General features: G+C 72.7%; 10 protein-coding genes. All 10 read left to right on the forward strand.

Translation table 11 applies throughout. The features are described 5' to 3' along the window. Window positions 1-34 precede the first annotated feature (34 nt). The 10 genes from J8M50_RS26050 (at window position 35) to J8M50_RS26095 (ending at window position 10,893) form a co-directional block, all read left to right on the forward strand. Window positions 35-310, forward strand: a complete 276-nt coding sequence (locus J8M50_RS26050; protein WP_010359929.1) for an acyl carrier protein — start codon at window positions 35-37, stop codon at window positions 308-310. Continuing rightward, on the forward strand, window positions 307-1,089 hold the full coding sequence (fabG, locus tag J8M50_RS26055; protein ID WP_010359927.1) for a 3-oxoacyl-ACP reductase FabG: 783 nt from the start codon (window positions 307-309) through the stop codon (window positions 1,087-1,089). Before J8M50_RS26050 ends, fabG begins: the two co-directional genes overlap by 4 nt. Window positions 1,090-1,121: 32 nt before the next feature. Continuing rightward, complete coding sequence (locus tag J8M50_RS26060) at window positions 1,122-2,063, forward strand: aromatase/cyclase (RefSeq protein WP_010359925.1); 942 nt, start codon at window positions 1,122-1,124, stop codon at window positions 2,061-2,063. Next, a complete protein-coding gene (locus tag J8M50_RS26065; protein WP_010359923.1) occupies window positions 2,060-3,376 on the forward strand; it encodes an FAD-dependent monooxygenase in 1,317 nt (438 codons plus the stop codon). Before J8M50_RS26060 ends, J8M50_RS26065 begins: the two co-directional genes overlap by 4 nt. Window positions 3,377-3,378: 2 nt before the next feature. Then, the gene (locus J8M50_RS26070) at window positions 3,379-4,068 is read left to right on the forward strand and encodes an antibiotic biosynthesis monooxygenase family protein (protein WP_010359921.1); all 690 of its coding nucleotides are present in this window, start codon (window positions 3,379-3,381) and stop codon (window positions 4,066-4,068) included. Continuing rightward, a complete protein-coding gene (locus J8M50_RS26075; RefSeq protein ID WP_010359919.1) occupies window positions 4,065-5,564 on the forward strand; it encodes an FAD-dependent monooxygenase in 1,500 nt (499 codons plus the stop codon). The genes J8M50_RS26070 and J8M50_RS26075 overlap by 4 nt, the downstream gene beginning before the upstream one ends. Beyond that, window positions 5,561-6,004 (forward strand): nuclear transport factor 2 family protein, encoded by a 444-nt coding sequence (locus J8M50_RS26080; RefSeq protein WP_010359917.1) that lies wholly within the window; start codon window positions 5,561-5,563, stop codon window positions 6,002-6,004. Before J8M50_RS26075 ends, J8M50_RS26080 begins: the two co-directional genes overlap by 4 nt. Before the next feature lie 157 nt (window positions 6,005-6,161). Then, on the forward strand, window positions 6,162-7,184 hold the full coding sequence (locus tag J8M50_RS26085; protein ID WP_010359915.1) for a methyltransferase: 1,023 nt from the start codon (window positions 6,162-6,164) through the stop codon (window positions 7,182-7,184). Between the two features lie 66 nt (window positions 7,185-7,250). Beyond that, window positions 7,251-8,168, forward strand: a complete 918-nt coding sequence (locus J8M50_RS26090) for an LLM class flavin-dependent oxidoreductase (RefSeq protein ID WP_010359913.1) — start codon at window positions 7,251-7,253, stop codon at window positions 8,166-8,168. Between the two features lie 1,117 nt (window positions 8,169-9,285). Next, window positions 9,286-10,893, forward strand: a complete 1,608-nt coding sequence (locus J8M50_RS26095) for an ABC transporter substrate-binding protein (protein WP_010360996.1) — start codon at window positions 9,286-9,288, stop codon at window positions 10,891-10,893. Window positions 10,894-10,900: the final 7 nt, after the last annotated feature.

The raw sequence follows: 10,900 nt of genomic DNA on the forward strand, positions 1-10,900 counted from the left end.
CACCGCAAGTCCCCCCACCCGAAAGGAACTCCCCTTGTCCGCCGACAAGTTCACCCTCGACGACCTCAAACGCATCCTCCTCGAAGCCGCCGGCGCCGACGAGGGCGTCGACCTCGACGGCGACGTCCTCGACACCGACTTCACCGCGCTCGGCTACGAGTCGCTGGCCCTCCTGGAGACCGGCGGCCGGATCGAGCGGACGTACGGCATCGCCCTGGACGACGACGTCCTCACCGACACGCTGACCCCGCGCGCCCTCATCGGCGTCGTCAACGACCTGCTGACCGTCTCCCCTGAGAGGACCCGATGACCGACACCGGCCGCGTCGCCCTCGTCACCGGCGCCACCAGCGGCATCGGCCTGGCCGTCGCCCGGCTCCTCGCCGAACAGGGGCACCGCGTGTTCATCGGCGCCCGCGACGCCGACCGCGTCGAGACCACCGTCAAGGAACTCCTCGCCGAGGGCCTCGACGTCGCCGGGACGACCGTCGACGTCCGCGACCCGGAGGCCGTACGGGGCTTCGTGCGGGCCGCCGTCGAGCGGTTCGGGCCGATCGACGTGCTCGTCAACAATGCGGGCCGCTCCGGCGGGGGCGTCACCGCCGACCTCCCCGACGAGCTGTGGGAGGACGTCATCGAGACCAACCTCACCAGCGTGTTCCGGCTGACCCGCGAGGTCCTCACGGCCGGCGGGCTGCGCCACAAGGACCGGGGCCGCATCATCAACATCGCCTCCACGGCCGGGAAGCAGGGCGTGGTCCTGGGAGCGCCGTACTCGGCGTCGAAGCACGGCGTCGTCGGCTTCACCAAGGCCCTCGGCAACGAACTGGCGCCCACCGGCATCACCGTCAACGCCGTCTGCCCCGGCTACGTCGAGACGCCCATGGCCCAGCGGGTCCGCCAGGGGTACGCCACCGCGTACGACACCACCGAGGACGCGATCCTGGAGAAGTTCCAGGCGAAGATCCCCCTCGGCCGCTACTCCACCCCCGAGGAGGTCGCGGGCCTCGTCGGCTACCTCGCCTCCGACACCGCCGCCTCCATCACCGCGCAGGCCCTCAACGTCTGCGGCGGCCTCGGCAACTTCTGATCCGCCCACCGAGCCCCATAGGAGTCACGACCATGACGACCCGTGAGGTCGAGCACGAGATCACCGTCGCCGCGCCCGCCGAAGCCGTCTACCGCCTCATCGCCGACGTGGAGAACTGGCCCCGGATCTTCCCGCCCACCATCCACGTCGACCGGGTCGAGCACGGCGGCGGCGAGGAACGCATCCGGATCTGGGCCACGGCGAACGGCGAGACGAAGAACTGGACCTCCCGCCGCACCCTGGACCCGCAGGCCCTGCGGATCACCTTCCGCCAGGAGATCAGCGCCCCGCCGGTCGCCGCGATGGGCGGCGCCTGGATCATCGAACCCCTCGACGCACAGAACGCACGGGTCCGCCTCACCCACGACTACCGCGCCCTCGACGACGATCCGCAGAGCCTCGCCTGGATCGACGAGGCCGTGGACCGCAACAGCCGCTCCGAACTCGCCGCCCTGCGCACCAACGTGGAGGCAGCGCACGCCGCCGCCGACCTGACGTTCTCCTTCACCGACAGCGTCACCGTCGCCGGCACCGCCAAGGACCTCTACGCCTTCGTCGACGAGGCCGGCCTGTGGGCCGAACGGCTCCCGCACGTCGCGTCCGTACGCCTCACCGAGGACACCCCCGGCCTCCAGACCCTGGAGATGGACACCCGCGCCAAGGACGGCTCCACGCACACCACCAAGTCGTACCGCGTGACCTTCCCCCACCACCGCATCGCCTACAAGCAGGTCACCCTGCCCGCGCTGATGACCCTGCACACCGGGGTGTGGACGTTCGAGGAGACCGAGGCCGGCACGGTCGCCTCCTCCCAGCACACCGTCAGCCTCAACACCGCCAACATCGCCGCCGTCCTCGGCGCCGACGCGACCGTGGACGACGCCCGCGCCTACGTCCACACCGCCCTGTCCACCAACAGCCTCGCCACCCTCGGCCACGCCAAGGCGTACGCCGAGAACCAGCACCGGCCATGACCGCACCGGACACGGACGTCATCGTCGTCGGCGCGGGACCCGTCGGCCTGCTGCTCGCCGGGGAGCTGCGCCTCGGCGGCGCGCGGGTCGTCGTACTGGAACGCCTGGAGGCCCCCACCACCGAGTCCCGCGCCTCCACCCTGCACGCCCGCACCATGGAGATCTTCGACAGCCGGGGCCTGTGGGGCGGCGCCGACACCCCGGCGAGCGACCCGCGCGGCCACTTCGCGGGCATCCCCCTCGACCTGACGCTCCCCGGCAGCAGGCCCGGCCTGTGGAAGGTCCCGCAGTACGACACCGAACGCCTCCTGGGCCGGTGGGCCGAGGAGTTGGGCGCCGACGTCCGGCGCGGCCACGAGGTGCGGGCGGTCACCGACGCGGGGGAGTACGTCGAGGTCGAGGCCACCGGCGGCGTCCTGCGCGCCGCATACCTCGTCGCCTGCGACGGCCAGGACAGCACCGTACGCGCTCTCCTGGGCGCCGACTTCCCCGGCCACGACGCGCGCCGCGAGCTGCTGCGGGCCGACGTCGACGGGATCGACGTACCCGACCGGCGCTTCGAGCGGCTGCCGGACGGGCTGGCCATCGCCGCGCGCCGCGCGGACGGGGTGACCCGGGTGATGGTGCACGAGCACGGCGCACCCGTCCCCGTACGGACCGGCGCTCCCGCCTACGACGAGATCGTGCGCGCCTGGAAGCGGGTCACCGGCGAGGACATCAGCGGCGGAACCCCCTTGTGGGTGAACGCCTTTGACGACACCACCCGCCAGCTCACCCACTACCGGCACGGCCGCATCCTGTTCGCGGGCGACGCGGCGCACCGGCAGCCGCCCATCGGCGGCCAGGCCCTCAACCTCGGCCTCGCGGACGCCTTCGACCTGGGGTGGAAGCTCGCCGCCGAGGTCACCGGCCGCGCTCATGTGCTCGACACCTACCACGCCGAACGCCACCCGGCCGGCGTGCGCGTCCTGGCCTCGATCGAGGCACAGGCGACCCTGTTGTTCGGCGGCCCCGAGGTCGACCCGGTGCGCGCGCTGCTCACCGAACTGCTCGCGTACGAACCGGTCCGCACCCAACTCGCAGCGACGATCGGCGGCTTGGAGACCGGCGTACACCTCCCGCACCTGACGTACGCCGGCCGGGGACTGCTCCTCGGACCCGGCGACCCACCGGACCGCGACCTCCCCCACGCGCACGCCGAGACCTGGACCCTCCTACGGCCCGACGGCCACGTCGTGTGGGAGGACCCGGACCAGGCGCCGCCGCCCGAGGTGTACGACCGCTGGTTCGGACCCGCCCGAAAGGAACCCTGACCATGCCCCTGATCAAGCCCGACGACGGCTACCTGACCGTGTTCAACCTCTTCGAGACGGACACCCGGCCGCTCCAGGACGACGTCCTCGACGCGATGCGCGACATCATCGACAACGCCGACTACCCCGGCTGGGTCTCCTCGACCCTGCACTCCGGCGTGGACGAGCCCGGCACCGTCAACTACATCCAGTGGCGCAGCGCCGCTGCCCTCCAGGCCCGCTACGAGGGCCAGAAGTTCCAGCAGAAGACCGTGCCGCTGTTCCATAAACTCGCGCGCACCGTACGCCTGTTGAAGACCGAACTCGCCTTCACCCAGCACCACCCCGCGCTCGACGACGGCATCCGGATCTCGCCGGAACGCGACGACTACACCGTGGTGATCGTCCTCGACACGCGGCCCGAGGACCAGAAGGACCTCCTGGAGACCCTCGCCAAGCCCGACGAGTGGATCACGACGGTCCCCGGCTACCGCTCGCACACCTACTTCCGTGGCGTGGACGGCACGTTCATCGTCAACTACGCGCAGTGGGACGGCAAAGAGGCGTACGACGCGTTCCACACGCTCCCCGAGGAGCAGCGGCCCGCCGACATCCGTGCGGGGCGGGAGCGGGCGCGTTCCCTCGTCACCGGACGGCAGGCCAACACGTACCGCGTGACGCATTCGCGGTCGGCGAAGGACGCGCCGGCATGAGCGACACGGACGTCATCGTCGTCGGCGCGGGGCCGACCGGGCTGACGCTCGCCGCCGAACTGCGGCTGGGCGGGGCGCGGGTGACGGTCGTCGAGCGGCTGGCCGAACCCACCGGGCAGTCACGGGGGTTGGGGTTCACGGCGCGGGCCATGGAGGCGTTCGACCAGCGGGGGCTGCTGCCGAGGTTCGGGCCCGGGGATGCGCCGGAGATCAGTCCCGTGGGGCACTTCGGCGGGGTGCGGTTCGACTACACCGTGCTGCCCGGGGCGCACTTCGGGGCGCGGGGGATCCCGCAGTCGCGTACCGAAGCGGTGCTGGAGGCGTGGGCGGGGGAACTCGGTGCCGTCATCCATCGGGGGTGGGAGTTCACGGGGCTGTCGGCCGACGATGCGTCCGTGTCGGTCGCGGTACAGACTCCGTCGGGGCCGCGCGAGTTGCGGGCCGCGTATGTCGTCGGTGCCGACGGCGGGCACAGCGCGGTGCGGGAGGCCGCCGGGATCGGGTTTCCCGGGACGCCCGCGTCCCGCGTGATGTACCTCGCGGACGTGGTCGGCCGTTCGCTGCGGCCCCGGCCGCTCGGGGAACGCCTCGAACACGGCATGGTGATGGCGGCTCCCCTCACCGACACCGTGGACCGGATCATCGTCTGCCCGGACGGGGCACCGCCCCGCGAGGACGCGGCGCCCGTGACGTTCGCCGAGGTCGCGGACGCCTGGCTCCGGCTCACTGGCGAGGACATCTCCGACGCCGACACCGAGTGGGTCAGCTCCTTCACCGACGCCACCCGGCAGGCGGCCACCTACCGCGCGGGCCGGGTCCTGGTCGCCGGGGACGCCGCGCACATCCACCTCCCGGCCGGCGGACAGGGCATGAGCACCGGCCTCCTGGACGCCTTCAACCTGGGCTGGAAACTCGCCGCCGAGGTCACCGGGCGCGCCCATCTCCTCGACACCTACCACGCCGAACGCCACCCGGCCGGGGCCCGGCTGCTGCTCAACACCCGGGCGCAGGGCACGGTCTTCCTCGGCGGGCGCGAGTCCGACCCGCTGCGCGCGCTGTTCGCCGAACTCATCGAGCACGACGACGTGAAACGGCATCTGGCCGGGGCCGTCAGCGGTCTCGACGTGCGGTACGACCTCGGCGACGGCCATCCCCTCCTGGGCCGCCGCGTCGCACCGCGCGTACTGACCGGACCGGCGGGGGAGACGACCACCACCCGGCTCCTGCACCCCGCGCGCGGCGTTCTCCTCGACCTTGCCGACGACCCCGGGCTGAGGGCGGCAGCCGCACCCTGGCACGACCGGGTCACCGTCACCACCGCCACCCCGAAGCCCGCCGACGGTCCCGACGACGACCTGCGCGGCCTGCACACCCTGCTGATCCGCCCCGACGGACACGCCGCCTGGGCCTCGGACACGCCGGACGGCGAGGGGCTCAGCGCCGCGCTGCACCGGTGGTTCGGGACGCCCTCCGACCGAAAGGCAGCACCGGCATGAGCACCGACGACTTTGTGGGCGCCTTGAGAGACCGTGCCGACCTCACCGCCCTCGCCGACCTCTACGTCACCCACCTCGACCGCGACCGCCACCGCGACGACTGGTTCGGCGAGGTCTTCACCGACGACGCCCACCTCACCTTCCCCATGGGCGAGTACAAAGGAACCGCAGGCCTCACCGAGTTCCAGGAACTCGCCCGCACTACCTTCGAACGCACCCACCACACCGCCACCAACTACACCGTCGACGTCGACGGCGACCGCGCCACGATCCGCGCGCACCTCACCGCCGTCCACGTCCGCAAGGCCGCCGCCCCCGCCGAGCACTTCACCATCGGCGGCCACTACGAGGCCGGTGCCGTCCGCACCGCCGACGGCTGGCGCATCCAGCGGTTCGTGTTCGACCTCGTGTGGCACGAAGGCCAGGCGCCGGGCCACTGACCTCGCGATTTGACAGAGATCTGACGTACCGCGCAAAGACCTGACATCGACGCGTCTTGTACGGCCCGACCGGCCCCAACAGACTTGATCCGGGCCTGTCGGTGTGTCCCGGTCGGACCCCACCGGCCACTCCCGCAGCCCAGTGAGGAACCCCGTCATGCCCCCTGGCACCAGCGAACTCCCCCTGCCCGTACAGGTGTTGCAGATCATCACGGCCGGCTGGCTGGCCCAGGCGGTCAGCGCGACCGCCGAACTCGGCGTCGCCGACACGCTCGCCGACGGACCCCGTACGCTCGCCGAGATCGCCGCCGCGACCGACACCCACGCGCCCAGCCTCTACCGGCTGCTGCGGGCCGGCGCCGACATCGGCCTGTTCACCGAACGCGACGACAAGGTCTTCGAGCTGACGCCGCTGGGCGACACCCTGCGCGCCGACAGCCCGGCGAGCCTGCGCAACTTCGCGATCTGGACCGGGCTGCCCGCCGAGCGGTACGCCTGGGCCGGGCTCGCGGACGCCGTCCGCACCGGGCACACCGCGTTTCCCGAGGTGCTCGGGAAATCCGTCTGGGACTACCTGCACGACCACCCCGAGGTGCTCGGCGTCTTCGACCGGGCCATGACCGAGGCGTCGCGGCAGATCATCGCGCCGGTCGTCGCCGCGTACGACTTCGGGCGGTTCGGGACGATCGTGGACGCGGGGGGCGGGCGGGGCGCACTGCTCGCGGCCGTCCTCGCCTCGGCGCCGGGTGCCCGGGGGGTTCTCTACGACCGTCCCGAGGTCATCGCCTCCGCCGGGCAGCCGCTGCGGGACGCCGGGGTCGCGGAGCGGGCCGAGCTGGTCGCCGGGGACTTCTTCGAGTCCGTACCGGGCGGCGCCGATGCCGTGATCTTCTCCAACATCCTGCACGACTGGGACGACGAGCAGTCCCGGCGGATCCTGGTCAACGCGCGGGAAGCGCTGGCCGAGGGGGGCCACGTGCTGCTCGTCGAGGCGGTGCTGCCGGACCGGCCGCGTCCCTCGCCGACCGTCTCGCTGATGGACCTCGACATGCTCGTCGTCGCCGGGGGACAGCAGCGGACCGCCGCCGAGTTCGGGGCACTGCTCGCCGACGCGGGGCTGAAGCTCACGCGGATCGTGCCGGGCGGCCACTGCAGTGTCGTCGAGGCCGTCCGGGCCTGATCCCGCGGCGGCGGGTGATCAACTCCCGTACGCCGTACCGATGTTCCGTACCGAGGAAAGAAGCTCATGACAGAACGGCTCGCACGCAAGCTGTGGTTCGGGATCGGACCCGGGGTCGCCGTCGCCGACGCGGCGGGTGTCGTCCAGCGGGTCGAGTACGCCGACCGGGCGGGGCTCGACTTCTTCGCGCTGTCCGACCACCCGTACTACGGGGACCGGCTGGAGGCGTACGGGGCGCTCGGGCTGCTGCTCGGGCGGACCCGGAACATCACCGGCGTCACGACCGTCACCAACCTGCCGACGCGGCCCGTGCCGTTGCTGGCCCGCACCCTGTCGACGCTGTCCGCGCTCTCCGGGGGGCGGGTCGTGCTCGGGATCGGCGCGGGGGGCTACTGGGACGACATCGAGCGCTTCGGGGCCGTACGGCTTGAGCCGGCCGCCGCCGTCCGTGCGCTGGAGGAAGCGGTCGGGCTGGTACGGGAGTTGTCCGGCGGCGGGGTGCGATCCGTCAGCCTGGACGGCGAGTTCAGCCGGGTCGTCGGGCTCGATCCCGCGCCGGTTCCCGCGCCGCTGGTCTGGACGGGGTCCGTGGGGCCCAAGTCCCTCGCCGTGACCGGGCGTTCGGCCGACGGGTGGATTCCCGGGAACGCGGCGGACTGGCACAGCGACCGGTACCGGACGTCGCGGCCGATCGTCGACGAGGCCGCCCGGGCCGCTGGGCGCGATCCCGCCGACGTGGTGACCGTCTTCAACCTGCCGGCCCGGATCACCGACATCCCCGTCAACACCCCGCGCGACGCGTCCGGCCGGTGGCTCGGGGGCTCCGTCGACCAGTGGATCACGGAGCTGACCGAGGCCGTCCTCGAACACGGCGCCTCCGGGTTCGTGTACTACGCCTCCGGCGACCCGACGGGCCAGACCGGCCTCGCCCGCTGGGCCGAGGAGATCGTGCCGGCGGTTCGCGAGGCGGTCGCCAAAGGGTGATCGTCCATGAGCCAACCGCCGACGGGCCGACTGCCCGTGAGCTGGTCGCCGGAGGCCGGCTGGTGGTCGAGGCGGCGGCCAATGGTGGGCCGTCCAGCAGGCGCCTTCCGGGGGTCGGCCGTCCGGAGAGTCGGCCGTCGGAGGCTGGCCGTCCGGCGAGTCGTCCGCTGGGGGTCGGCTGGTGGTCGAGGCGGCGGTCGATGGTGGGTCGTCCGGCAGGCGTCTTCCGGGGGTCGGTCGTTCGGAGAGTCGTCCGCCGGGGGCTGGCTGGTGGTCGAGGCGGTGGCCGATGGACGGCCTTCCGGCAGGCGCCATCCGGGAGACGCCTTCCGGGGGTCGGTCGGTCGTCGGAGGCCGCCCGTTCGGCGAGTCGTCTGCCGGAGGCTGGCCGTTCGGCGAGTCGTCCGTCGGGGGCTGGCTGGTGGTCGAGGCGGTGGCCGATGGACGGCCTTCCGGCAGGCGCCATCCGGGAGACGCCTTCCGGGGGTCGGTCGGTCGTCGGAGGCCGCCCGCCCGGGGAGTCGTCTGCCGGAGGCTGGCCGTTCGGCGAGTCGTCCGCTGGGGGTCGGCTGGTGGTCGAGGCGGCCTTCCGGCAGGCGCCCGCCCGGGGAGTCGTCTGCCGGAGGCTGGCCGTCCGGCGAGTCGTCTGCCGGAGGCTGGCCGTCCGGCGAGTCGTCCGCCGAGGGTCGGCTGGTGGTCGAGGCGGCGGCCGATGGTGGGCCGACCGGCAGGCGCCTTCCGGGGGTCGGCCGTCGGGGGCCGCTCGGCCGGCGAGTCGTCTGCCGGAGCTGGCCGCCCGGTGAGTCGTCCGCTGGTGGTCGAGGCGGCGGCCGATGGACGGCCGTCCGGCAGGCGCCGTTCGGGAGGCGGCCTGCCGGGAGGCGGCCGTCCGGAGAGTCGGCGGTCGGCCGGCCTCCGGTCGAGTCGCCGGACACCCGAGTCTCGCCCGACGCCCGACGCCCGACGCCCGACGCCCGACGCCCGACGCCCGACGCCCGACGCTCGCCGAGTCGCCTGTCGGCCGAGCCGCCCGACGCCCGCCGAGCAACAACCCTCCGTGAAGCGCTAGTCGAGGAATCACCGAATCCCCCCGCTCCCCACCGAGAGAGGTTCCGAGATGTCCACCAGAACCCCCCGACCGCGCCGCCGGCTCCGTCTCGCGGGCGCGCTGCTCGCGGTCGTCCTGCCCGTCGCCGCGTGTTCGGGCGGCGGAGGCGACTCGGGCGGTACGAGCGCCGGGGGCGCGCCGCGTGACGGCGGGACCCTGCTCGTGGGCAGCGAGGCCGATCCCGGGTGCCTCGATCCGCAGCAGACCGGGCAGGTCGGCGCCATCGACATCACCCGTTCCGTCGTCGACAGCCTCACCGCGCAGGACCCGAAGACCGGCAAGATCGTGCCCTGGCTGGCGAAGTCCTTCACCGTGAGCCCGGACGGCAGCGCCTTCACCTTCGTCCTGCGTGACGGCGTCACCTTCAGCGACGGCACGCCCGTCGACGCGACGGCGGTGAAGACCACGTTCGACAACCTGGTGAAACTCCCCGCGAACGGCGCCCCCAGCTACCTGATCGGCTACCGGGGCACCACCGTCACCGACGCGCACACCCTCACCGTGACGTTCCGGACGGCCAACGCCCAGTTCCTCCAGGCGAGTTCGACCGTCGGCCTCGGCATCCTGGCCCCCTCGACGTTCACCGCGTCCACCGCCGACCGCTGCCGGGGCAAGCTCACCGGCTCGGGCCCGTACGTCCTGGACCACTACACCAGCAACCAGGAAGCCGTCCTGAAGAAACGGGCCGACTACGCCTGGCCCTCGTCCATCGCCACGAACAAGGGCGCCGCCCACCTCGACGTGGTGAAGTTCACCTTCGTCCCCGAGAGCGGCGCCCGCACCGGCGCCCTCTCCTCCGGGCAGGTCGACATCGCCAAGGCCCTCCAGCCCACCGACGAGGCCCAGTTCAAGAGCAACGGCTTCCGCGTCCTGTCCGCGCCAGGACCCGGCCTCGTACCGCCCCTCTCCCTCAACCACCGGGGCATCCTCGCCGACTACAAGGTCCGCGCCGCCCTCCTCAAGGGCATCGACCGGCAAGGACTCGTCGACTCCGTCCTCAGCGAGTCGTACAAGCCCGCGACCAGCGCACTGTCCTCGACCACCCCCTACTACACCGACTTCTCCGACAAGCTCCGCTACGACCCGCAGGGCGCCGCAGCCCTCCTGGACAGCGCGGGCTGGACGAAGAGCGGGGACGGCATCCGCGAGAAGGACGGCAAGCCCCTCACCCTCACCTGGCTCATCCCCGCGCCCATGCCGCCCGCCAACGAGGCCGTGCAGCAGCAGCTCCGGAAGATCGGCGTCGACGTGAAACTGAAGCCCGTCGCCCCCGCCGTCTACGTCGAACAGCAGCAGAAGGGCGCCTTCGACCTGACCGCCGTAGGCGTCAGCCGCGCCGACCCCGACGTCCTGCGCACCGTCTTCTACAGCAAGAGCGCCAACCTCTGGCACCTCCCGCCGAGCGAACTGGACACCTACCTGGAGCAGGAGGCCGCCGCCACCGGCACGGCCGCCCGGCAGACCGCCGTCACGAACGCCGTGCGCTGGCTCCTCGACCACGCCGACACCGTCCCGCTCTACGAAGGCGCCCAGGTCCACGGCGTCTCCGACAAGGTGAAGGGGTTCACCCTCGACGCCTCCAACCGCTTCGACCTGCACGACACCTGGCTCGGCTGAGAGGCGG

It is taken from the genome of Streptomyces acidiscabies, assembly GCF_020010905.1.
Classification (GTDB): domain Bacteria; phylum Actinomycetota; class Actinomycetes; order Streptomycetales; family Streptomycetaceae; genus Streptomyces; species Streptomyces acidiscabies.

Bases quoted from the DNA above. Each gene is read 5' to 3' on its own strand.
- fabG (WP_010359927.1), top strand. From the start codon at position 307: ATGACCGACACCGGCCGCGTCGCCCTCGTCACCGGCGCCACCAGCGGC.
- J8M50_RS26060 (WP_010359925.1), top strand. From the start codon at position 1,122: ATGACGACCCGTGAGGTCGAGCACGAGATCACCGTCGCCGCGCCCGCC.
- J8M50_RS26065 (WP_010359923.1), top strand. From the start codon at position 2,060: ATGACCGCACCGGACACGGACGTCATCGTCGTCGGCGCGGGACCCGTC.
- J8M50_RS26070 (WP_010359921.1), top strand. From the start codon at position 3,379: ATGCCCCTGATCAAGCCCGACGACGGCTACCTGACCGTGTTCAACCTC.
- J8M50_RS26075 (WP_010359919.1), top strand. From the start codon at position 4,065: ATGAGCGACACGGACGTCATCGTCGTCGGCGCGGGGCCGACCGGGCTG.
- J8M50_RS26080 (WP_010359917.1), top strand. From the start codon at position 5,561: ATGAGCACCGACGACTTTGTGGGCGCCTTGAGAGACCGTGCCGACCTC.
- J8M50_RS26085 (WP_010359915.1), top strand. From the start codon at position 6,162: ATGCCCCCTGGCACCAGCGAACTCCCCCTGCCCGTACAGGTGTTGCAG.
- J8M50_RS26090 (WP_010359913.1), top strand. From the start codon at position 7,251: ATGACAGAACGGCTCGCACGCAAGCTGTGGTTCGGGATCGGACCCGGG.
- J8M50_RS26095 (WP_010360996.1), top strand. From the start codon at position 9,286: ATGTCCACCAGAACCCCCCGACCGCGCCGCCGGCTCCGTCTCGCGGGC.